Here is a 22,228-nt window from a genome sequence, read left to right on the forward strand (position 1 = left end):
TTACGGCGAGAATGAAAATGCCATCCGCACCCAGGTTTGGTGCACGCTGATCGCCCAGCTGCTCATGACCGTGATCCAAAAGATGGCCAACACCCAGAAAGCATTTTCGGTGGTGGCAACGCTAGTCCGGATACACCTGATCAGCCTACTCGATGTTTTTGAGCTGCTCCGCAGCACCAAGCGGGACTACTTAAATAAGCGAGGTTCGCCAGATTTATACGGTCAAATTAAACTTATTTTCTGAGGGGTGCTTTTCTAATAATCAAAATCGTTGCCTGTGTTTATTGGGATGCAGAGGCAATAAATGAATATTTAGAGTTTAGTCGGACAGTAGTGATTTTCTATATGTTTATGAGGAGTTTACCGATGTGCGCCTTGTTGGAGCACCTCCCTCTTCCATTGGTAAATTTGGTGGCGATACAGATAACTGGGTTTGGCCTCGACATACCGGTGATTTCAGCCTCTTTCGCATCTATGCTGGAAAAGACAATAAACCAGCTCCATATTCACAAAGTAATGTGCCTTATAAGCCTAAGCGCTCTCTCTCTATTTCTACCAAGGGGATAAAAGAAGGTGATTTTACTATGGTGTTTGGATTTCCGGGACGGACTCAGCAGTTCCTTACCTCTTTTGCTGTAAAGCAGATCGTAGACCAAGAAAATCCTAATAAAATTGAACTTCGTGCAAAACGACTGGAAATAATGGGTGCTGATATGGCAGCCGATCCTCGTGTGAGAATAATGTATTCGGCCAAGTATGCCTCCGTGGCAAATGCTTGGAAAAAGTGGATAGGTGAGGCCAAAGGGCTAAAGGAAGTTCGTGGTGTCGAAGATAAAGAATTTCAGGAAGTCAATTTCTCTAGATGGGCCAATGGCGATGCCGAAAGAGCTAAGCTGTATGGAAGCTTAATTCCGCAGTTCCAAAAACTCTATGAAGAATACACTCCGCTTGTAAAATCACGAGACTATTTCCGTGAGGCTATAGGTGCGGTTGAGTTGCTCCGCGTTGCAAACAGCTATGGAACGTGGGCCACCCGGTTTCAGAAAAAAGGAAGTTTCACCTCTGCTGATTCCATAAAGTTAAGGGAGTTTGGTGAATTCGTCCAGTCATTCTATAAGGACTATAACCTGCTTACTGATCGTAAAATATTTAGCGCAATGGTTGGTTCTTATCTTGAAAATGCCCCTGCACAATATGTGCCGGCTAATTTGTTGGCCGAATATCAGAAATCCCCTTCTTTTGTTGACTCCTTAACGGAATCCATTTTCAGCAATACCCTCTTTGTCGACTCCACAAAATCCAAGTTGTTGTGGGCGAATATGGATACTACTGCCGCAAAGATGATTCTTGACGACCCTGCCGTTAGCTTGTATAATGAGATTTTTGTGGTATACGACAAGGGCGTAACAGCCAATTTAGGACGAATTGAGAAGGAGTTGGATTTAGCCTATCGGAAATATGTCAAGGCCCAAATGGAGATGGAAAAAGATAAAATATTCTATCCCGACGCCAACTCTACGCTTAGGGTTGCCTTTGGTAAAGTTTCAGGGTTTACTCCGCGGGATGGGGTAGAATATAAGTATTACACTACGCTGGATGGCGTAATTGAAAAGGACAATCCGGATATTTACGATTATAATGTGACCGAAAAATTAAAAAGTTTGTATCGTGCGCGTGATTTTGGCAACTATGCTAAAAATGGCCAACTTCATGTTGCTTTCATTGGCACAAACCACACCACTGGTGGAAATAGTGGTTCACCGGTACTCAATGCTAAAGGCGAGTTAGTGGGGATTAATTTCGATCGGGCCTGGGAGGGTACCATGAGCGATATACAATTTGATTCGGATAGGTGCAGAAACATCGCTTTAGATGTAAGATATGCACTTTTCTTGATTGATAAGTATGCCGGCGCAACATGGCTTTTGAACGAAATGAAAATTGTGAAATAGCGAGAGTAATCGTTCACGTAGAGAGGGGAATCCGTTTGGATTCCCCTCTTTTTGTTAATTACTGGAGTGATTGCTTTTATCTCTTTGGTTGGTTTTGCCTCAGTTACTCCTTCGATTAATTTTAATGAGCCAGATTTCCTAGTTGAATATACTAGTGTAATCATTTTGCATAATCTATCATGATGTACAATACTTGTTGACCTACCAAATCCATATGGGATATATTTAAACATGACAAATATCATATCAAATCCATATAATAATCATGAAAATATTTGTGGTATAAAAGTAGATTTATAACTGAGATACAGCATTATGAACAATAATTAGTAGTTATCAAAATAACAGTGTTATTTTGATAACACAAAATCACTTAAAACTCGCAAGATTATGGTTGAAACACGCGATTTGGTAAAGACTTTAGCCGACAAGCATGGGCGGTCAAGGGAAGCCTTGATTCCAATCTTGCAAGGTATTATTCAGGAAGAACGTTTCTTGACTCAAGAAACTATGACTGAGGTGGCGGAAGAACTCAATATCTCGGCTGCCCAAGTTTATGGAACGGCAACGTTTTACTCGTTTCTCGATACAGAGCCAAGAGGGTTTTATGTTATTCGGGTTTGCCGAACCATCACTTGCTCCATGAAGGGAAAAAATGCAATTCTTCAGACAATTGAGGAATTACTAAAAATTAAGGTTGGCGAAACCACTCAGAATCGAAAGTTTACGCTATTGGAAACCAATTGCTTGGGATGGTGCCATAAAGGGCCGGCCATGCTTATTAATGACGAGGCCTACACGGAACTCGATCCGGACAAGGTAAGGGAGATTATTTCAGAGCATATGAAGAAGTAACGGTTAACCAAAAAAAGAGCTACTGCTATGACATATACGCAACTAAAACGGGTGGATCTGATCTTTGATCAGGACATAAACCCAAAAGAGATTTTAAAAAAGGCTTACTCCTTATCCAATGAGGATATTGTTAAGGAGGTATTGGAGAGTGGACTGAAGGGCAGAGGTGGTGCCGGATTTCCAACCGGATTGAAGTGGAAATTTACGGCTGAGCAACCTGCTTCGGAGCGGTTCGTGGTTTGTAATGCGGACGAGGGAGAGCCTGGGACTTTTAAGGATAGGGAAATTCTTTTTCAGGTTCCCCAAAAAGTATTCGGAGGGATGGCCATTTGTGCTAAGGTTATTGATGCTAAACTCGGATTTGTGTACCTCCGCGGTGAGTATCGTTTCTTGTTGCCAGAACTTAAGACTCAACTTGACATTTTTCAGAAAACGCTTAAAGAACTATCCATCGACTTTAAGATCGAAATTGTTATGGGAAGTGGGGCTTACATATGTGGTGAGGAGAGTGCCCTATTTGAATCGATGGAAGGAAAGCGCGGCGAACCAAGAAATAAGCCTCCTTATCCTACCATTTCGGGATTTAGAAACAAGCCTACTGTTATCAACAACGTGGAGACCCTTGTCTACGCATTTATGATTATGAAGCACGGGGCCAAGCAATTTAAAGATCTTGGAACTTCGGACTCGCGCGGATCAAAGGTTTTCTCTATTTCGGGCGATACCCCTAAAGCGGGTATTTATGAATTGGAGCTGGGTATGACAGTCGATCACTTTGTAGAAGAGTTTGGCGATGGCGATACCAAATCGGTTCAGGTTGGCGGTGCCTCAGGATTTTGCGTGCCTCGGAAAAAGTTTAAGGAAACCATCATTGGTTTTGAAGGTGTTCCTACTGGAGGCTCTATGATGCTTTTCAATAGTTCCCGTTCCATGTATAATGTGCTGAAGAACTATTTGGAGTTTTTCCAAGAAGAGTCTTGCGGACAGTGCACCCCTTGTCGGGTTGGTTGCCAACAATTACTGCTTGGCATTGAGGCTGTTAAGCATGGCGAGAAGCCCATTTCCTATCTTGATCAGTTGCTAAAACTCACCCAAACTATGAAGATTACTGCTAAGTGCGGACTGGGACAGAGTGTTGCAAACAGCTTCTCATCAATCGTGGAGAATTTTAAAGAGGAGATGATTTACTAATCCGAAAAATGACGGCTATGGCTACTAAAATAAATTTGAAAATTGATGGTATTGAGGTTGTGGTTGAAGAGGGTGTAAGCATTTTAGAGGCTGCTCAAAAGTTAAACATTCACATCCCAACGCTTTGTTACCATAAGGATCTTTGTGTTGCAGGCAATTGCCGCATTTGCGTTGTTGAGCAGACAGGCGCACGAGCGTTGGTTGCCTCCTGTGCGACTCCTGCTGCTAGCGGTATGGACATTCACACCAACACCCTTAAGGTGAGGACTGCACGTAAACACGTTATTGAACTCTTGCTTTCGGAACATAACGCCGATTGTACAAAGTGCTTTAAAAACGGTAACTGTGAACTACAAAACTTGTCATCCGAATTTAAGATTTTGGATAGATTGTTTATCGACCTAGTACCAAATAAGCATTACACAATCGATCAAATGTCTCCTTCAATTATTAAGGACGATAGCAAGTGTATTCGGTGCCAACGGTGTGTTCGTACCTGCGAGGAGTTGCAGCACTTAGGGGCACTTAGTGTAGCCTATAAGGGTGAACATATGAAGATTTCCACTTTCTATGAAAACTCAATGTACGATGTAGTTTGCTCTAACTGTGGTCAGTGTGTTATCCGTTGTCCCACGGGTGCTCTTACCGAAAAAAACTATTTGGAAGAAGTGTGGGACGCCATCTATGATACTACCAAGCATGTTGTGGTTCAAACGGCACCTGCCGTGCGTATCGCACTTGGCGAAGAACTTGGGTTTGAATCGGGCACTATTGTTACCGGCAAAATGGTTTCAGCCCTAAAGCGAATGGGCTTCGATTCCGTTCTTGATACTGATTTTACCGCTGACCTTACCATTATGGAGGAGGGAACCGAACTGCTAACCCGTCTTAAACGGGCATTGGTGGATAAGGATCCTACGGTTAAATTGCCCATGGCAACCTCTTGTTCCCCTGGGTGGATTAAGTTTATTGAACATGCTTTTCCTGAGTATCTCGATAACCTTTCTACCTGTAAATCGCCTCAGCAAATGTTTGGCGCCTTGGTGAAGACTTACTATGCGCAAAAGAAGAAAATTAACCCAGCGGACATCATTTCTGTTTCCATTATGCCTTGTACTGCCAAAAAGTTTGAAGCAGACAGACCCGAAATGCGTTCCAGTGGCTATAAGGATGTGGACTACGTTCTTACAACCCGTGAACTTGCAATTATGATTAAGCAGGCCGGTATCGACTTTAAGACCCTGCCTGATAGTAATTACGACAGCATGATGGGTGAATCCACTGGCGCAGCAGTAATATTTGGTGCGTCAGGTGGCGTGATGGAAGCCGCTTTACGAACCGCTTACGAGATTATTACTGGTAGGGAAGTTCCTTTCGAGGGGCTTAAAGTCAATGCAGTTCGCGGAATAGAGGGCTTGAAAGAGGCCTCCATCCTGATTGAGAACGTTAAGCCAGAGTGGAGTTTCCTTGAAGGGGTTGAGCTGAAGACTGCTGTTGCGCATGGTCTTCAAAATGCCTATGAACTTTTTGCGAATATCAAGGCAGGTAAAGCCAACTATCATTTTATTGAGGTTATGGCATGCCCTGGCGGATGCTTGGGTGGTGGTGGACAGCCAATTCCTACAAATGCAGAGGTTCGCGCTAAACGAGCTCAGGCTATTTATCGTGAGGATGAGGGTAAGGCTCTACGGAAATCGCATGAAAATCCTGAAGTGGTATTGATCTATAAGGATTTCCTTGGTGCACCGCTCGGGCACAAATCGCACGAACTGCTGCATACACACTATAAGGCAAGGGCTAGATACTAAAAGCAAAAGCGGGGATTGATTTCCCCGCTTTTTATTTTAAATTTGGGCTTCATTCTTTAATAGTATGCTATGTTGTTTGTTAGCCGTTTGTTCCTAGTCTTTTTGTTTATTGCTTGTATGCAGTCCATATCAGCCCAAGTGTTTAAGGTCGATGCCGATCTGCGCAATCGGTTCGAATACCGTGATGGTTATAAAAAACCAGCAAGCGAGGTTACCGACCCAACGACCCTTGTTTATCAGCGTGGACGGGTTGCTTTTAGTTTTAAGGCCGATAGTTTTCAGGTTCAACTCTCGTTTCAAGATGCCCGCATCTGGGGTCAATACGCAAATTCTACCGACGTGAATGCCGTTTCAGTTCATGAGAGTTGGTTTCGGTATTGGGTAAATCCATCTTGGAGTTTTAAGGTAGGACGGCAGGAGATAAGCTATGATGACCAGCGCATTGTTGGGGCACCCGATTGGTCCATTGCAGGTAAATCGTACGATGCTGCTTTGTGTATGTTTGAACAGCCTATCAGCGGGATTTCTGCCAGTATAGGTGGTGGTATTAATCGCTCCAGTGACGATGTATTCTTAACAGACTACACTAAAGATTACTTCCGCTTCTTTACCGTTGGTTACCTGAAAAAGAGTATTGGCTCATCCTCCTCGGCTAGCTTATTAAGTTTTGTGGAAGGAAACCAAAAGAAAGGAGTTGCCACAATCATCTATCCGCGCCATACTTTTGGTTCAAATATGATTATGACCCAAGGTGCTTATTCATCCGACCTATCCCTATACATCCAGCATGGCCAACATGAGAGTGGCGCAAAGGTTGTCGCTGGAGCTGTCGCTTTAAAGGGAACCTATAAAACCGGATCAGTGGGTAGCCTATACATAGGCGGCGCATACTATACAGGAACTAGCAAGGCTGAATTGCAAAAGGGAAAATCAAACTCTTTTATTCGTCCATACGGAACGGCTCACAGCTTGCATGGCTATATGGACTACTACACAAAGTTGAGGGAGATAAAGGATGGAGGTTTGGTCGACATCTATGTTGGGTATAAGTGTAAATTCGCACCCAAATGGGAGGCGCAGTTTGATTATCATTATTTTTCTTTGGCCGAATCGGGTTTTTCCGACGCCATAGCCCCTGAAGGGTACCAACGCGTCACCAGCAAGGAGTTGGGGTCGGAAGTAGATGTAATGCTATCCTACCAATTAGCCAAGAGTTTTTTGATGCAAGGAGGATATTCTCTGATGCTACAGTCTTCAACTGCTGAAAAATTATTTGGTATAGCTAACGGGGAAACTTCATCCTGGGCATACCTATCCTTGGTATTTAGACCTCGATTGTTTGAGAAAAACTTTAAACAGTAAGAAGAACCATAAGTTGACCATGCCGTAAGTTGTTCGTATATACCGAATAAAAATATGAGTAACAGACGATTTAATGTTTTTGCTTCTATTGTTTATTCTGTAACAATTGTGCAAATTTGTCCGTATTTGGAAAGGCAGTGGAATACACTCCCATCATTTTATTAATGGCTTAAATGCAAGTGTATGAACTTAAAGGAAATATGTGAGGTTATTGGTGCAAAGGTTGTATGTGGAGAAAAATTGCTCGGGACCGAAATCGAGTTTGCCTTCTCCTCCGATTTGATGAGCGATGTTTTGACCGTTCAGTGCGACAACTTATTGCTCATAACAGGTCTCACCAATCTACAAGCCATTAGAACCGCTGAAATGTCGGATATTCCGTGCGTATTATTTGTGCGCAATAAGCCCATTACTGACGAGATGATTGAATTGGCGGAAGAAAGCGATATAGTGGTATTGCAATCCACTCGTTCGTTGTTCTTCGTAACGGGTGAACTTTACAAGGTAGGTTTGAAGCCTGTCTATTAGTTTGTCGATATGTCGATGAATTTTGAATATAAGGTTGAAAGCGGTGATTTTGCACGCGCAGGATATGCTTCGAGCCAAATAAAAAAGGTTCTGAAGCAGCTCAATGTAGATGTGAAAATTGTAAAGCGGGTAGTGGTTTGCCTTTACGAGGCGGAAGTAAATATTGTAGCCCATGCCTATCGCGGCACTATTTATGCCGCTATTGATACTGAGAAGATTGTAATGCGATTGGTTGATGAGGGACCCGGAATTCCCGATATTCCACTTGCAATGCAGAAAGGATACTCAACGGCTTCGTCTGCCGTAAGAGAAATGGGGTTTGGGGCAGGTATGGGATTGCCAAATATCGATTTTAATGCCGATAAGTTCGAAATAACCAGTCAGGTAGGTGTTGGAACCACGCTTGAGATTACCATGTATTTAAATAGTCAATCTTCGTAGTCGATGGAAAAAAAGTTTTTTCACCATGCGTTAAGAATACTGAAGGATGTTTGCATTGGATGTTCCCACTGCATGCGGGTTTGTCCTACAGAAGCTTTGCGTGTATTCGATGGTAAAGCCGAACTAATTGAGGATAGGTGTATCGACTGTGGCGAATGCTTTAGGGTATGTCCCGTGCATGCTATCATTATTGAACAGGACGATTTTAGTAAGATATTTGACTACAAACACCGAGTTGCCCTAGTTCCTTCTGTTTTAATGGGCCAGTTTCCCGACGAGATCTCTGATAGCGAGATATATAGTGTTTTACAGGATGTTGGATTCACTTGGGTTTATGAGGTGGAGCATGGTGCGTCAATTCTTCAGCGGACTCAACTTGATTATGCCAAAGATGAAATTGCCAACAAGCCTGTTATCTCTTCCTTCTGCCCAGCTATTGTTCGGCTCATTCAGGTTAAGTTTCCATCCTTGGTCGATAATATTATGCTTCTTCGCCCCCCCTTGGACATCTCAGCGATATATTGCCGTAAGGTCTTAATGGATGAAGGAGCCAAAGAGGAGGAGATAGGAATATTTTATGTTACTCCTTGCGCAGCCAAGATTGCTGCGGTGAAGGCACCTGTAGGGGAAGGTCATTCACGCATCAACGGAGTGATTAACATGGATTTTATTTACAATCGGATATACAAAGGTATTAAGCATAAGAACAAGGAGAAAGTTGTCCTGCCAAAGCAGGGTCACCTCAACTCTGTGGAAATCCAGTGGAGTCTTACCAACGGTGAGGCAAACCATGCCAAAGGCCGCAGCCTCGCCATTGACGAGGTTCACAATGTGATTGAATTCCTGGAAAAGCTCGAAAGTGATGAGATTGCCGAAATAGATTTTCTGGAACTAAGGGCATGCGATGAGAGTTGCGCTGGTGGCGTTCTTACTACTGCAAATCGTTTTTTAACGGTTGAGCGGTTACGCAATAGAGCAAAAAGGGCAGGGGCTAAGGCAATGGATGAGGTTTCCGAATCATCAAAGGTAATTGCAGATTACGAGGACTACCTTAAGCGGCATATTCGGTTGTCGGTGGAGATTAAGCCACGATCGATGTATAAGCTAGATGAGGACATGGCAAAGGCCATGCGTAAGATGCAGCGCGCCCGAAAGGTGATGTGCTATTTGCCTGGGATTGATTGTGGTTTATGTGGAGCCCCTTCATGCCAAGCGCTTGCTGAGGATATTGTCCAAAAGAAGGGATCTATCTCCCAGTGTGTGTTCGTTCAGAAAATGATGGAGAAAACAAAAACCCTCGATACCGATCATGCTTTCCGAATTATGGAACGGGTTTGGGGTCAAGATAAGTTCATTAAAAATTGCAAAAAGAAAGGAGCAGATCATGAAAGTTTCTGATATTGTTGAAAAGTTGGGGTTGGTTGTTTTCTCAGGTGCTAAGGGACTCGACAATGAAATTGTTGGTGGCTATACCAGTGATTTACTGAGCGATGTGATGGGAAGTGCCGATTCGGGTATGGTTTGGGTTACCATTCAAACCCATAAAAATGTTATGGCTATCGCTTCATTAAAGGAGTTAGCGGCTGTAGTTTTAGTTAAGGGTGAACAACCGGAGGAGGATACTGCGGCCCAAAGTAACCAAGAGGGCATTCCAATACTAGGAACAACCCTTGATACTTTTGAAATTACCGGACAAATTTATAAATTGATGATGTAGATTATGAGGCTCTTTAAGGCCGATCTTCATTTACACTCAGTGCTCTCGCCATGTGGCTCACTCGAAATGAGTCCTGGTACGATTGTGTCGAGGGCAAAGGAGGTTGGTCTTGATATTATAGCCGTAACCGATCATAACACAACCTTGCATTGCCAACTCACTCAGGAGATTGCCTCGGAGGCTGGTATTGCTCTGTTTTTTGGAGCCGAGATTACAACTAAAGAAGAGGCCCATTGCTTGACCTATTTCCCCGATTATAAATCACTTTCAGCGTTTCAGCAGATAGTTGAAAAGCACTACCCAGTGGGGCTTGTTAATGATCCTGCAATTTTTGGTTATCAGGTAGTTTTGGATCGCGATGAGAATATTATTCAAGAAGTTGAAGTTCCCTTAATTTCTTCGCTAACTATTGGCATAAATGAATTAGAAAGGATTGTGCATGAACTTGGTGGTCTGTTTATTCCGGCTCATATCAATAAAACCAAGTTTAGCGTGATTAGCCAGCTAGGATTTCTCCCGCCGGATTTGCTAGTGGATGGAGTCGAAATATCCAGGCATACTTCAAAGGCTAATTTTCTAAAGAAGAATGCATATTTAAGTAAATACACGTTTATCCAAAACTCCGACGCCCACCTTCCCGAAGGCATTGGTGAGGTATTTACGGTGCTTCAGATGGAAGAACCAACTTTTAACGAATTCAAATTAGCGCTCCAAAGTAAAGAGGGGCGTAACGTTCTTGTTGATTAGCTATGAAAGATTTATCACTCCACATTCTCGATATTGCACAAAACTCCATTTCGGCCAAAGCGACATTCATTGAAATACTTTTGGTTGAGGATACTCTGAACGATCTTTTTTCCATAACCATTCGCGACAATGGTTGCGGGATGAGTAAAGAAACACTGGAGAAAGTGGTTGATCCGTATTACACCTCACGAACCACTCGAAAGGTTGGTCTAGGTATCCCTCTCCTAAAACAAAATGCAGAGCGGTGCGAGGGGCACTTTTCAATTACATCGAAAGAAAACAAAGGAACGGAGCTTATGGCTACCTTTCGCTATAATAATATCGATAGGCCAGCTCTGGGCGATATAGCAGGGGTGATCGTTATTCTCGCTACATCGAATCCTAAGATTGATTTTGTATACACCCATCGGTATAATAGCAAGGAGTATTGCTTTGATACCAGAGAGGTAACCAAAGCGTTGGAAGGGACTCCTATTAACGATTTGAAGGTTACCCGCTTCCTCAAGGAGATGGTGAAAGAGAATTTAGACGAAATTCAAATAGAAGAGTAGGTTGAAAAACATGATTTTTGTTTGGTTATATGTGAAACAGTTAACATAGATTTGCGCTAAAATTCAACGTACCACTTACTAAGTTTATAAGGAGAAACAAGTATGGCACAGATTAAATCGTTAGCCGACCTAAAGAAGATGCAGGCCGACATGCTATCGAAGGTGGATCTCAGGGAAAAAGCAGAAAACCCTGGAAGCCACGTTCAAATTAAAGTGGCTATGGCTACTTGCGGTATTGCTTCTGGAGCAAAGACCGTTATGGAATTTTTTATCGACCAACTCGACAAGCGAGGTATTGGCGCTGTAATTACTCAAACGGGCTGTATGGGTTATTGCTATGCCGAACCTACCGTTGAGGTAACACTTCCCGGTCAAGAGCCAATTGTCTTCGGATATGTTGACACCAAAAAGGCCGATGAGATTATTGAAAAGTATATCAAGACCGGAGAATTGGTCGACGGTATCATTCCAGTGAACTACGAAAAAATAGACTAAAAACCCATTAGGAGGATCGAGTAATGGCAAAATATAAAATGCATCTTCTTGTTTGTGGTGGTACTGGATGCCGTGCTTCTGCAAGCGATACTATTGTTGAGGATTTTAAAAAGGAACTTGAAGCAAAGGGCCTAAAAGACGAAGTTCAGGTTGTTATGACTGGTTGCTTTGGCTTTTGCGAAAAAGGACCTATTGTTAAGGTGATGCCCGACAATACCTTTTACACTCAAGTGAAACCATCCGATGTTGCCGAGATTGTATCGGAACATGTTATTAAAGGTAGAAAAGTAAATCGTTTACTTTATACCGATCCTAACGCGGATAACAAGCATATAAGTGACTCAAAGCACATGGGCTTCTACAAGAAGCAAATCCGTGTTGCTTTAAGAAACTGTGGATTCATCAATCCCGAGAATATTGAGGAGTATGTTGGCCGCGAAGGTTACATGGCTCTTGGTAAGGCTCTTACCGAAATGACTCCTCAGCAAGTTATCGATGAAATTAAGAAGTCTGGTCTAAGAGGCCGTGGCGGTGGAGGATTTCCTACAGGTCTTAAATGGGAAATTGCCAGCAAGAATGCCGCTGATCAAAAGTATGTAGTTTGTAACGCCGACGAAGGAGATCCAGGAGCATTTATGGATCGCTCCATTCTCGAAGGCGATCCACACTCGGTAATTGAGGCTATGGCTATTTGCGGATATACCATGGGCGCAACCAAGGGACTTGTTTACATTCGTGCAGAGTATCCACTTGCTATTCAACGCTTAAAAACTGCAATTAATCAGTCACGCGAGTATGGACTGCTCGGCACAAACATCATGGGTACCGGTTTCAACTTTGATATCGAGTTACGCTATGGTGCTGGTGCATTTGTTTGCGGTGAAGAAACTGCACTCATTCACTCCATGGAAGGCCATCGTGGTGAGCCAACGGTTAAGCCACCATTCCCTGCAGAAAGCGGTTACAACGGAAAGCCTACCAATGTAAATAACGTTGAAACCTTTGCCAATATTCCTGTTATCCTTCTAAAGGGTTCTGAATGGTTTGCAAGTATTGGTACCGAGAAATCAAAAGGAACAAAGGTATTTGCCCTCGCTGGAAAGATTAATAACGTTGGTCTGATTGAAGTTCCTATGGGAACTACGCTTCGTGAGGTAATCTTTGAAATTGGTGGCGGTATTAAGGACGGTAAGAAGTTTAAGGCAGTTCAAACTGGTGGTCCATCAGGCGGTTGCTTAACTGAAAAGCATCTTGACACACCTATCGATTTTGATAACCTTATTGCTGCTGGCTCTATGATGGGCTCGGGTGGTATGATCGTTATGGACGAAGACAACTGTATGGTTGCCGTTGCTAAGTTCTACCTCGAATTCACTGTTGAGGAATCTTGCGGAAAGTGTTCTCCATGCCGTATTGGTAACAAGAGACTCCATGAGTTGCTTGATAAAATTACCAAGGGCGAAGGAACCATGGAAGATTTGGATAGACTCCGTAACCTAAGCCATGTAATTAAGGATACAGCTCTTTGCGGTTTAGGCCAAACCTCGCCAAACCCAGTTCTTTCTACATTGGATAACTTCTATTCCGAGTATGAAGCTCACGTGAAGGACAAAAAATGTCCTGCCAGCCAGTGCAAGAGCTTAATGCAATATGTAATTGATCCTGAGGCTTGCGTTGGGTGTACTGCATGTGCACGCGTTTGCCCTGTAAACGCCATCTCCGGTGAGCGTAAACAGCCACACTTTATCGATTCTGCTGTTTGTATTAAGTGCGGCGCATGTATCGAAAAGTGTAAATTCAGTGCAATCAGCATTAAATAATTTGGGGGAAATATAGATGGAAACTGTAAAACTGACGATAGATAATAAGGCGGTGGAGGTAGAGAAGGGAACAACCATCTACAAAGCAGCCAAAAAGCTCGGTATTGATATTCCGGTTCTTTGCTACATGGATCTTCATGATTTAGGTATCGAAAATAAGCCAGCTGGATGCCGAATCTGCGTTGTAGAGGTTGAAGGAAGACGCAATCTTGCACCTTCCTGCTCTACCAATTGCACCGAAGGTCTTGTGGTAAAAACGCACACACCTCGCGTTATTAACGCTCGCCGCACCGTAATGGAACTAATCCTTTCCGACCACCCGAAAGATTGCTTGATCTGCCCTAAGAGCGGTCGTTGCGATTTGCAAGACATGGCTGTTAAGTTAGGAATTCGTCATATTCCGGGTCAGGAGTTTGCTGAAATGTCTACCTACAGGAAAGACACTTCGCCTGCAATTATTCGCGATATGGATAAGTGCATCATGTGCCGCCGTTGCGAAACAATGTGTAACGATTTCCAAACTGTAGGCGCATTATCTGGTGTAAATCGTGGATTTATGTCGTGTGTTGCTCCAGCTTTCGAGCAGGATCTTGATAAATCACCCTGTACATATTGTGGACAGTGTGTAGCTGTTTGCCCAACAGGTGCTCTTACCGAGGTGGATCATACTCCAAAGGTAATCCGTGCAATTGCCGATCCAAAGAAAACGGTTATTGTTCAAACCGCTCCTGCTGTGCGCGTAGCGCTGGGTGAAGAGTTTGGTTTGAAGCCGGGTACATTGGTTACCGGTAAAATGACTGCAGCACTCCGTCAACTTGGATTCGATTACGTTTTCGATACCGATTTTGGCGCCGATCTTACCATTATGGAAGAGGGAACTGAGATGCTAACCCGTTTGGGTAAGTTCTTGGAGGGCGACAAGGATGTGAAGTTGCCTATTCTTACCTCATGCTGTCCTGGTTGGGTAACCTTCTTCGAGAACAACTATCCAGATATGCTGGATGTACCTTCAACTGCAAAATCGCCACAACAGATGTTCGGCGCCATTGCTAAATCGTACTTTGCCGAGCAGTTAGGTAAAACCCGCGAAGAATTGGTAGTTGTTTCTGTAATGCCTTGTCTTGCTAAGAAATATGAGTGCCAACGTGATGAATTCAAGGTCGATGGTAATCCTGATGTAGATTTTTCTATCTCAACTCGTGAATTGGCTCACTTAATAAAAGAATCGAATATCAACTTTGCTGAAATTGCAGAGGAAGACTTCGATCGTCCAATGGGTGAATCAACAGGTGCCGCGGTTATCTTTGGTACCACAGGTGGAGTTATTGAAGCTGCTGTTCGTACAGCCTATGAATTACAAACTGGAAAGAAACTGGAAAGGCTCGATTTTACTGAACTACGTGGTCTTGATGGTATTCGCTCTGCTACTATCGATTTCAACGGCCTTCCTGTAAATATCGGTATTGCTCATGGACTTGGAAATGCACGTAAACTTCTCGATAGCGTTCGTGCTGGTGAAGTAAATTTCCATGCAATTGAGATCATGGCTTGTCCAGGTGGTTGTATTGGTGGTGGTGGGCAACCATTGCACCATGGGAATATTGCCATCATCAAGGCACGTCAAGAAGCCATTTATCGTGAGGATGCAGGTAAGCCAATTAGGAAATCGCATGAGAACCCATACATTATTAAACTGTATGAAGAGTTCCTTGGAAAACCAATGAGCGAAAAAGCACATCACCTGCTGCATACTGCATACTTTGATAGGAGCAAGAAGGATATTTTCATTTAACTACTGGAGGATAGATCAATGTCACATATAAAAGTAGAGTTAAAGAAAGAAGACGTTGCAAAACTCAAGGAGATTTGCAAATCATTCAACAACGAACCCGGAGAACTTATTAATGTGCTTCACAAGTCGCAGGAAGCCTTCGGATACCTACCGGCCGAGATACAAGAAATTGTGGCTCGCGAGCTTAAGATATCTGTTGCTAAGGTATACGGCGTAGTGACTTTCTACTCTTTTTTCACCATGTTACCAAAAGGACAGCACCCCATTTCAATTTGTACGGGTACTGCTTGCTACGTTCGTGGTGCCGAAAAAGTATTGGATGAATTTAAGCGCGTGTTAAATATATCTGTTGGTCAGACAACTCCTGATGGAAAATTTTCTATTAGCTGTCTTCGCTGTGTTGGAGCCTGTGGCCTTGCCCCGGTTGTAACTGTAGGTGAGAAGGTTTATGGACGAGTATCTCCCGATGGTGTAAGAGATATCTTAAAAGAATACGAGCAGTAATTTATGCTGTTATAATTAAAAAAAGGGTTGCTCACTGAGCAGCCCTTTTTTTGTGGCTATTACTATTAGGGAGAAATGCGGTAGGGTATTTATTCCTTCAATAGTATTGAATGCGAAGCCTTCTGACAAGTCTTGCTTAACTGCAGTAACAATACTTCATTAAGTTTTTCTTCTGTTTTTTGTTGTATCGAAATTAATGGCTCAATATTTGTCATAGGGTAGAGTCTTTAGTATGCTTCCTTCGATATGAACTTTCTGTTTATGGCTAAATTGTCGAAATTCTTATACGAATACTAATTGCGGCATATTTTTTCTTACTTTTTATTGACTACCTCACATTTATGGGGTAATTTCGTTTTTATAAAACCATAAGTTATGTTTCAAGCCTTCTTACGTAGTCTTGATAATAAAGCGAGCGGGATCGCCAAGATATTGGTACCTTCTTGGGTTATTATGAATATTGATATCTTTTGGAGTCTACTTGGAATTCTATCCTCCTATCTTCTTCGCTTTAATTTTACTATACCTGTTTCCGCTTCCGAAAATCTCACTCGGGCAATTCTACTCTATCTGGTAATAAGGATGATCGCCTTTTTTGTTTTAGGAACGGATAAGATGTATATCAGGTATACTGGTGTTAAAGACTTGATGCGGATAGTATGTGCGGTTCTAGTTGGTAATGTTTCATTCGTTTTAATTAACGTTGCTTCCTTCTATAGTTCTGGCTTTTATCTGGTTCCAATGTCCGTGGTTTTCATTGATTTTTTCATAACCTCTTACCTCTTAATCGCCTTTCGGATTTTTGCTAGGCATTTTATGTCCAGCATACGCAGTGGCGGTGAAAGCAAGCGGGTCGTTAACGTGCTGCTTTATGGAAGAGAGCATTTTACAGTGTCGCTAAAGCGAGCCCTTGATTCAGATATTGACTCACCTCTGAAGGTCATTGGTTTTATGCATCATAGCTCCAAGGCGTACAGGAAAACCATTGAAGGGTTGAATATTTTCGATATAAGCGAACTTGATAATCTCATTACGGCGTATAACGTCAAGCAGCTCATCTTTGCCGATAAAGATATTCCTGCAGAACAAAAGAATGTTGTCGTGCAGAAATGCTTAAATAGGGGCGTTAAAGTTAAAAGTATCCGAAATTTTGTTGAACTTACTACTAACAACCCTGTTTTACCTCGCCTGGATGAAATCAAGATTGAGGATCTTTTAGAGCGGGATCCTATTCACTTAGATGTTCATACGATTTCTAGTTCCTTAAAGGGGAAAACGATTTTGGTTACAGGTGCTGCTGGGTCAATAGGCGGGGAAATTGTTCGCCAAGTTCTCTCTTTTAAACCGGCCAAACTAATCCTGTTAGATCAAGCTGAAACGCCAATATACTTTATTGAACTGGAGTTACTGGGGAAATATCCAGAACTAAAATCGCAGCTTGAGGTTATTGTGGGTGATATTACCGATTCTACTCGTATGCATCGCCTCTTTGATTCGCAGAAAATAGATATAGTGTTTCATGCCGCCGCATATAAGCATGTTCCACTGATGGAAAACAATCCAAAGGAGGCCATAAAGAATAACGTTTTTGGAACAAAAGAACTGGCTGATCTTGCGGTTGAATTTGGGGTTGAGAAGTTTGTTATGATTTCCACCGATAAGGCAGTAAATCCAACAAACATCATGGGGGCCACAAAGCGCATGGCCGAAATATATATTCAATCGCTCGATGGTATCTCGCGCACGCAGTTTATTACTACTCGATTTGGGAATGTATTAGGATCTAATGGTTCTGTAATACCTCTGTTTAAAAAGCAAATTGATCAAGGTGGCCCTCTTACGGTTACACATCCTGATGTTACCCGTTTTTTCATGACAATACCAGAAGCTTGTCAACTTGTTCTAGAGGCTAGTGTAATGGGGCATGGAGGCGAGATATTTATTTTCGACATGGGAAAAAGTGTCAAGATTATCGATCTTGCAAAGAATATGATCCGGCTTTCAGGATTCAAGGTTGGCATTGACATACCGATTATCTACACCGGGTTGCGTCCAGGCGAAAAGTTGTATGAAGAGTTGCTTAACACAGGGGAGAATACACTACCTACATACCACCCCAAGATTATGAAGGCGAGCGTAATTAAGATGAATCACAAGTTAATTACGGGGCATCTTAATGATCTTATGGCCAAGATGCGGGCTGATGCAGATAGTTTTACGTTGGTTTCGAAAATGAAGATGATCGTACCTGAGTATATTAGCCAAAATTCGGTATACTCAATCCTAGACAAAGAGAAGGTAGATACCAATCCGTTGATTACCGAGAGGGCAATCTTTTCGAAATAAAGGGAATAAATTAAGTTATTTCAATGGCAAAAGGCGCTTACTGAGCGCCTTTTTTTATGCTTTATAGGAATGTGATATATACCTCTTTTAAGAATTTATCCTCTAAGAGTTGGGCCATTCGCTTAATTACCGTTCTTCGGATCTCCAACTCCACGGGGAGGCTGGGATCTTGATGTGCTTCATTTATTCGGGTTCCCACAATAAAGTGAATTTCATCGCTTTCGAGTAGCAGTTTTGTGATAAGATCGGCGGGGCCTTTCCCAAGTTGGGTGCGGTCGTTGTAGTTGTCTAGTATTTCGTTGGTTTTACCTAGTGTAAGAATCCCTTCGGAAACTAAATCGCATCCCTCCATTTGCGAAATGGGGGGGAGATCGGGATCGGAGAAGTCAAATGAATCTTCAATCGTTACGCTGAGTTCCCGTGATATTATATCGCCGGTGGTGGCTCCCGAAATGATTTTCTTACCCTTAAACTCCTTAAACTTGCGTCCGAGTTTTTTGTCATTTTCTGCATCAAAGGGTGGTCCGGTACAAATTAATAGTTTACGTGGTTCCCGAAAGTAAACAACCGCGCAACTGGTATCGTCTTTTGAGTGGTATCCGTCGTTTACGTAGGCCATATTTACCACCTTTATAGCTAGTTTAGAGGCCGAAATATCAGGTTCAGCGACAACCATGCGATGCACAAAACTCGTGGCATTATCGATCCCCCAACCAAAAGGGTAGTCCTCGGAGCCCATACCCGATTGAGCAATACCATCGCTCCATACAACAATTCTATCTTCTTTTTCCGGTTTAAAGGAACAGCTGCGTAACTCTTTTCCGGCATTTTTTTCGCTTTGAAGGATTATGCACTGCCAGTGAGGATCGAATACCTCTTTGCCCCGCATAATGAAGCATTGTGGGTTGTCGTACTCCAGTATTTGTACCTCACCTTCATGGTTAATATCTATAATGGAAAATGTGGAGTAACTCATTTGCCGGATGCTGCACACCGGGAGCGTATTCATAATGATTTCGGCAATAGTATTGACCTCCTTGTGCTCTTTTGTAAAGTTAAGGGCCATAGTAGCCGTAAGCGTTGCCAGCATATTTGCTTTTACTCCATGCCCCATTCCGTCGGAAAGAACTACAATCGTACGTTCTTCCCCCTTCACCCTTTTCGAAAGGAAGACGTCGCCGCAAATTCGTTCCCCCTCATGGTTTTTTTGCTGATTACCTACTTCAATAAAAAAAACATCGTTCATGGCTAGCGTCTAGGTCCGTCTTTATATGTTTTCAAAATGGAGTTAAGCATCTGTTCTGTCTCTGAAGCTCCTTCACCAAGCAGAAAGCCTATCTCTTGAACCATCGCGAGATTCTTATCAATTACCTCAGTCACACGCTTAATAACCTCCTCCTTTCTCACTTCTGGGGCATACATGTCGCGAAGGATTGCTCCAACCACGTTTCCTCTTTTTATAGTGAATACGGAGACATTTAGCAATCCCTCTTTATAGCTTAAGTCGCGATTCATTACATCCTCCCCGTTTTGCAGTGCATAGGAGAACTGGTTGTATATGTTGTATGGGAGTAATGTTTTTAAGTCGGCTCCAATTAGGCCAGGAATAATATCGCTAATCTCAAGGGCGTCGTCACCCAGCAGGTCGATGAAGCTTTGGTTTGAATGAACAATCTTGAGTTTCTTATCGGCAATGACCACTGCCGAAGGTAGTTTTTGCAGCATAGCATCCACGGTTTCCATGGCATCTTTGGCCGCTAGCTGCTCTACCTTGGCAATTTTTTCTGAATCGCGCAGTGCTTCCTGTGTTTTTGCCAATTTCTCGTTGGTCCCCTTTAGATTTTTAATGTATTCCTGACGGTTTTTAAGGGTGAAGTTTAAGCACATGTCGGTATGGGCTAGTCCTTTCGATACTGCAACTGCAAAATCGTTACAAGAATCATAGCCACATGCTCCACAGCCCGATTCGCTTTTTATAAATTCTTTTCCAATTACTTTCAGAATCTCCTTGACTTTTTCTCCAGAGGGTTCTTGTAAGCGTTGGTCATTTGGGGTGAAGGTTGTGGCAAAGTTGAGGGTCGAGTGTTTCAATACTGCTTTGTCCCATTCGGATTTGTCGAAGGTTTTCAAGCGTTTTTTGACATAGTCAATGGTAATGGATCTCCGGATATAGGGTCGGCCTCCTCGGGAGGTTCCAGGCCCCATGATGCAGCCATCGCAGTAAAAAAGGTTAAAGTGCCGTTTTATGGTCTCAATGCTCAATTCAAATTCGCGCACGCTTTCCAATACGCTATTGCGTCCTTCTGCGGTAATCACCTCGCCGGTTAGCAAATCTTCACTAATATCTACAGCCTGCAATAGTCCGTTGCTAATGGGGTAGAGGGAGCCTTTGTATCCAATGGGTTTGTCAAATTCGGAGTATTCCAGCATCCCTTCGTTAATGTTTTGCTCTTTAAATAGTTGTCGCAGTTCAACGAAGGTGAGGACCGAATCGATTTTTCCATCATCAGAATATTTTAATGCCTCATTCTTGTTGGCAATGCATGGACCAATGTATACTACTTTTACATCGCTACCATAAGTATTACGGACAATCTTGGCCGTTGCAACCATGGGCGAAATAATGGGTGCAAGGTTACTTACCAAATCTGGATGAAATTTTTCAACTAGCTGCACAACAACAGGACAGCAAGTGGAGAGGTAGTATTTCCCATTAAAGTTTTCGAAAAGTTCTTGATACTTTTGCGCAACCAGATCAACACCAATGCTTACCTCACAAACGTATGTAAAACCGAGGGCTTTGATCATCTGAACAAACTTTCGGTAGTCGGTAATATCGACAAATTCGCCCGAAATGGAAGGGGCACAAATGGCAGCAATCTTTCCGCCGGAGTTCAGTATCTCTTTGGTTTCTATGATAGATTCATGATAATCGATGGCATCGACGGGGCAAATGTTTTTGCAGCTGCCGCAACCAATACAGCGGTTGGGTAGAATCTTTGCAACATTTTCTTCCGCTTTAACCTCAATTGCTTTAACAGGGCAAACCCTTACGCAGGCGTAGCAACCAATACAGGCATCTTTGTTTATTTTAAATAAGTCCATTGTTTGCCGGTTAAAAGCCAAAGGCTTCATTAAGTATGTCAAGCACCATAGAAGAGGTTACCTTACAGTATAACTTCCCATTAACCTCAATTTTTGGTCCGTCGTTGCAGTCGCCAAAACAGTGCGCACCATGGAAGAATACCCTATCTTTTACTCTTTTGGTTTCAATATAGCTATTAATCTCTTGGAGAATTATGCGGTTGCCCCTTGAAAAGCATGAACTTCCGAGGCAGATTTTGATCTCAATTTTTTTAAGGTCGTTCATTGTTGGAAAAGTTTATGCTATTCTGGTGATCATGGGATAATATCCTGTGCCAAATTTACTTTTTTTTTTCAATGATGGAACGGATTTGTTTGCATTCAATCATTTTGGTAATGTGCTTATTTAAAAAGGGTTTAAATAGAGACGTGAGCAAAAAAAAGAATATTGAGATGGGGCAGCCTCGAGTAAAATTTTTAAATTTCAGAGCGCAGATTTATCGTCTGTGTTATAAGTGAATCAGTGCTAGCCAACTCTCAATAAAAGCGCTATGACCAATAGTAATGTTGACGCTGTTTTGGAGAAGTACCTGCACCACGGCAGGGAGAGTTTAATTCCTATTCTTCAGGAAATTCAGGACGATTTGGGGTATATACCCGAGAGCGCCCTTGAGCGGGTGGGTAAGATACTGAACATACCCACTGCAAAAATCTACGGGTTAGCTACCTTTTATAATCAGTTTCGTTTTCTTGCAAAGGGCAAATATCACATTACTCTGTGCAAGGGGAGTGCGTGTCATATGTTTGGCGCAACGACTCTCTTGACTCAACTCGAAAAAGAGTTGAAGATCAAGCAGGGTCAAACTACTCGTAATGGTCTGTTCAGTATTGAGGTGGTTCCTTGCATGGCTGCCTGCTCGCAAGCTCCGCTTATATCAGTAAACGGACAATTCTATACTAAACTTACCCACGATCGTCTTAAGGAAACTATTGAATCGTTTCGCAACACACAATAACGTATGGTATACGCACCTG

19 protein-coding genes and 2 pseudogenes are annotated in these 22,228 nt (G+C 42.7%); 18 read left to right on the plus strand and 3 right to left on the minus strand.

Annotated features, from left to right (window positions below; all coding sequences use genetic code 11):
- The 17 genes and pseudogenes from BLS65_RS18310 to BLS65_RS11810 form a co-directional block, all read left to right on the plus strand.
- A pseudogene (locus BLS65_RS18310) lies at positions 1-244 on the plus strand (hypothetical protein); the annotation flags it as partial.
- 106 nt (positions 245-350) lie between these two features.
- Positions 351-1,952: pseudogene (locus BLS65_RS11735) on the plus strand (S46 family peptidase); the annotation flags it as partial.
- Positions 1,953-2,342: 390 nt separating this feature from the next.
- Positions 2,343-2,807 (plus strand): NADH-quinone oxidoreductase subunit NuoE, encoded by a 465-nt coding sequence (gene nuoE, locus BLS65_RS11740; protein WP_092439208.1) that lies wholly within the window; start codon positions 2,343-2,345, stop codon positions 2,805-2,807.
- A 27-nt stretch (positions 2,808-2,834) separates the two neighbouring features.
- The gene (locus BLS65_RS11745; protein ID WP_092439210.1) at positions 2,835-3,998 is read left to right on the plus strand and encodes an NADH-ubiquinone oxidoreductase-F iron-sulfur binding region domain-containing protein; all 1,164 of its coding nucleotides are present in this window, start codon (positions 2,835-2,837) and stop codon (positions 3,996-3,998) included.
- Between the two features lie 17 nt (positions 3,999-4,015).
- Positions 4,016-5,806 (plus strand): NADH-dependent [FeFe] hydrogenase, group A6, encoded by a 1,791-nt coding sequence (locus tag BLS65_RS11750; protein WP_092439267.1) that lies wholly within the window; start codon positions 4,016-4,018, stop codon positions 5,804-5,806.
- Between the two features lie 117 nt (positions 5,807-5,923).
- On the plus strand, positions 5,924-7,168 hold the full coding sequence (locus BLS65_RS11755; RefSeq protein WP_170830102.1) for an alginate export family protein: 1,245 nt from the start codon (positions 5,924-5,926) through the stop codon (positions 7,166-7,168).
- Between the two features lie 183 nt (positions 7,169-7,351).
- The gene (locus BLS65_RS11760; RefSeq protein WP_092439214.1) at positions 7,352-7,696 is read left to right on the plus strand and encodes a hypothetical protein; all 345 of its coding nucleotides are present in this window, start codon (positions 7,352-7,354) and stop codon (positions 7,694-7,696) included.
- A gap of 15 nt (positions 7,697-7,711) precedes the next feature.
- Positions 7,712-8,137, plus strand: a complete 426-nt coding sequence (locus BLS65_RS11765) for an ATP-binding protein (protein WP_092439217.1) — start codon at positions 7,712-7,714, stop codon at positions 8,135-8,137.
- Positions 8,138-8,140: 3 nt separating this feature from the next.
- A complete protein-coding gene (locus BLS65_RS11770; RefSeq protein WP_092439219.1) occupies positions 8,141-9,535 on the plus strand; it encodes a [Fe-Fe] hydrogenase large subunit C-terminal domain-containing protein in 1,395 nt (464 codons plus the stop codon).
- Positions 9,522-9,854 carry a DRTGG domain-containing protein gene (locus BLS65_RS11775; protein ID WP_092439221.1) on the plus strand — a complete coding sequence of 111 codons (333 nt, stop codon included), beginning with the start codon at positions 9,522-9,524 and terminating at the stop codon, positions 9,852-9,854. The genes BLS65_RS11770 and BLS65_RS11775 overlap by 14 nt, the downstream gene beginning before the upstream one ends.
- A gap of 3 nt (positions 9,855-9,857) precedes the next feature.
- Positions 9,858-10,601: a PHP domain-containing protein gene (locus tag BLS65_RS11780; protein ID WP_092439223.1), complete on the plus strand. Its 744-nt coding sequence runs from the start codon at positions 9,858-9,860 to the stop codon at positions 10,599-10,601.
- A 2-nt stretch (positions 10,602-10,603) separates the two neighbouring features.
- On the plus strand, positions 10,604-11,152 hold the full coding sequence (locus tag BLS65_RS11785) for an ATP-binding protein (protein WP_092439225.1): 549 nt from the start codon (positions 10,604-10,606) through the stop codon (positions 11,150-11,152).
- 102 nt (positions 11,153-11,254) lie between these two features.
- Positions 11,255-11,647, plus strand: coding sequence for a (2Fe-2S) ferredoxin domain-containing protein (locus BLS65_RS11790; protein WP_092439227.1), 393 nt, complete (start codon positions 11,255-11,257; stop codon positions 11,645-11,647).
- A 23-nt stretch (positions 11,648-11,670) separates the two neighbouring features.
- Positions 11,671-13,467 (plus strand): NADH-quinone oxidoreductase subunit NuoF, encoded by a 1,797-nt coding sequence (locus BLS65_RS11795; RefSeq protein WP_092439229.1) that lies wholly within the window; start codon positions 11,671-11,673, stop codon positions 13,465-13,467.
- A 16-nt stretch (positions 13,468-13,483) separates the two neighbouring features.
- Positions 13,484-15,259, plus strand: coding sequence for an NADH-dependent [FeFe] hydrogenase, group A6 (locus BLS65_RS11800; protein ID WP_092439231.1), 1,776 nt, complete (start codon positions 13,484-13,486; stop codon positions 15,257-15,259).
- A gap of 18 nt (positions 15,260-15,277) precedes the next feature.
- On the plus strand, positions 15,278-15,763 hold the full coding sequence (locus BLS65_RS11805) for an NADH-quinone oxidoreductase subunit NuoE family protein (RefSeq protein ID WP_092439233.1): 486 nt from the start codon (positions 15,278-15,280) through the stop codon (positions 15,761-15,763).
- A 375-nt stretch (positions 15,764-16,138) separates the two neighbouring features.
- Complete coding sequence (locus tag BLS65_RS11810) at positions 16,139-18,109, plus strand: polysaccharide biosynthesis protein (protein WP_092439236.1); 1,971 nt, start codon at positions 16,139-16,141, stop codon at positions 18,107-18,109.
- A 61-nt stretch (positions 18,110-18,170) separates the two neighbouring features.
- Here the strand turns inward: BLS65_RS11810 and BLS65_RS11815 are convergent, their stop codons facing one another.
- The 3 genes from BLS65_RS11815 to BLS65_RS11825 are packed head-to-tail and all read right to left on the minus strand — an operon-like array spanning position 18,171 to position 21,479.
- Positions 18,171-19,355 carry a SpoIIE family protein phosphatase gene (locus BLS65_RS11815; RefSeq protein WP_092439238.1) on the minus strand — a complete coding sequence of 395 codons (1,185 nt, stop codon included), beginning with the start codon at positions 19,353-19,355 and terminating at the stop codon, positions 18,171-18,173.
- Positions 19,356-19,357: 2 nt separating this feature from the next.
- Positions 19,358-21,214 (minus strand): [Fe-Fe] hydrogenase large subunit C-terminal domain-containing protein, encoded by a 1,857-nt coding sequence (locus BLS65_RS11820; RefSeq protein WP_092439240.1) that lies wholly within the window; start codon positions 21,212-21,214, stop codon positions 19,358-19,360.
- A gap of 10 nt (positions 21,215-21,224) precedes the next feature.
- On the minus strand, positions 21,225-21,479 hold the full coding sequence (locus tag BLS65_RS11825; protein WP_092439242.1) for a (2Fe-2S) ferredoxin domain-containing protein: 255 nt from the start codon (positions 21,477-21,479) through the stop codon (positions 21,225-21,227).
- 265 nt (positions 21,480-21,744) lie between these two features.
- On the opposite strand from BLS65_RS11825, the gene BLS65_RS11830 reads away from it, so the two are divergent.
- On the plus strand, positions 21,745-22,209 hold the full coding sequence (locus BLS65_RS11830) for an NADH-quinone oxidoreductase subunit NuoE family protein (RefSeq protein ID WP_092439244.1): 465 nt from the start codon (positions 21,745-21,747) through the stop codon (positions 22,207-22,209).
- The last annotated feature ends 19 nt before the right edge of the window (positions 22,210-22,228 follow it).

The organism is Williamwhitmania taraxaci, from assembly GCF_900096565.1.
GTDB classification, from domain to species: domain Bacteria; phylum Bacteroidota; class Bacteroidia; order Bacteroidales; family Williamwhitmaniaceae; genus Williamwhitmania; species Williamwhitmania taraxaci.

Bases quoted from the DNA above. Each gene is read 5' to 3' on its own strand.
- nuoE (WP_092439208.1), top strand. From the start codon at position 2,343: ATGGTTGAAACACGCGATTTGGTAAAGACTTTAGCCGACAAGCATGGG.
- BLS65_RS11745 (WP_092439210.1), top strand. From the start codon at position 2,835: ATGACATATACGCAACTAAAACGGGTGGATCTGATCTTTGATCAGGAC.
- BLS65_RS11750 (WP_092439267.1), top strand. From the start codon at position 4,016: ATGGCTACTAAAATAAATTTGAAAATTGATGGTATTGAGGTTGTGGTT.
- BLS65_RS11755 (WP_170830102.1), top strand. From the start codon at position 5,924: ATGCAGTCCATATCAGCCCAAGTGTTTAAGGTCGATGCCGATCTGCGC.
- BLS65_RS11760 (WP_092439214.1), top strand. From the start codon at position 7,352: ATGAACTTAAAGGAAATATGTGAGGTTATTGGTGCAAAGGTTGTATGT.
- BLS65_RS11765 (WP_092439217.1), top strand. From the start codon at position 7,712: ATGAATTTTGAATATAAGGTTGAAAGCGGTGATTTTGCACGCGCAGGA.
- BLS65_RS11770 (WP_092439219.1), top strand. From the start codon at position 8,141: ATGGAAAAAAAGTTTTTTCACCATGCGTTAAGAATACTGAAGGATGTT.
- BLS65_RS11775 (WP_092439221.1), top strand. From the start codon at position 9,522: ATGAAAGTTTCTGATATTGTTGAAAAGTTGGGGTTGGTTGTTTTCTCA.
- BLS65_RS11780 (WP_092439223.1), top strand. From the start codon at position 9,858: ATGAGGCTCTTTAAGGCCGATCTTCATTTACACTCAGTGCTCTCGCCA.
- BLS65_RS11785 (WP_092439225.1), top strand. From the start codon at position 10,604: ATGAAAGATTTATCACTCCACATTCTCGATATTGCACAAAACTCCATT.
- BLS65_RS11790 (WP_092439227.1), top strand. From the start codon at position 11,255: ATGGCACAGATTAAATCGTTAGCCGACCTAAAGAAGATGCAGGCCGAC.
- BLS65_RS11795 (WP_092439229.1), top strand. From the start codon at position 11,671: ATGGCAAAATATAAAATGCATCTTCTTGTTTGTGGTGGTACTGGATGC.
- BLS65_RS11800 (WP_092439231.1), top strand. From the start codon at position 13,484: ATGGAAACTGTAAAACTGACGATAGATAATAAGGCGGTGGAGGTAGAG.
- BLS65_RS11805 (WP_092439233.1), top strand. From the start codon at position 15,278: ATGTCACATATAAAAGTAGAGTTAAAGAAAGAAGACGTTGCAAAACTC.
- BLS65_RS11810 (WP_092439236.1), top strand. From the start codon at position 16,139: ATGTTTCAAGCCTTCTTACGTAGTCTTGATAATAAAGCGAGCGGGATC.
- BLS65_RS11815 (WP_092439238.1), bottom strand. From the start codon at position 19,355: ATGAACGATGTTTTTTTTATTGAAGTAGGTAATCAGCAAAAAAACCAT.
- BLS65_RS11820 (WP_092439240.1), bottom strand. From the start codon at position 21,214: ATGGACTTATTTAAAATAAACAAAGATGCCTGTATTGGTTGCTACGCC.
- BLS65_RS11825 (WP_092439242.1), bottom strand. From the start codon at position 21,479: ATGAACGACCTTAAAAAAATTGAGATCAAAATCTGCCTCGGAAGTTCA.
- BLS65_RS11830 (WP_092439244.1), top strand. From the start codon at position 21,745: ATGACCAATAGTAATGTTGACGCTGTTTTGGAGAAGTACCTGCACCAC.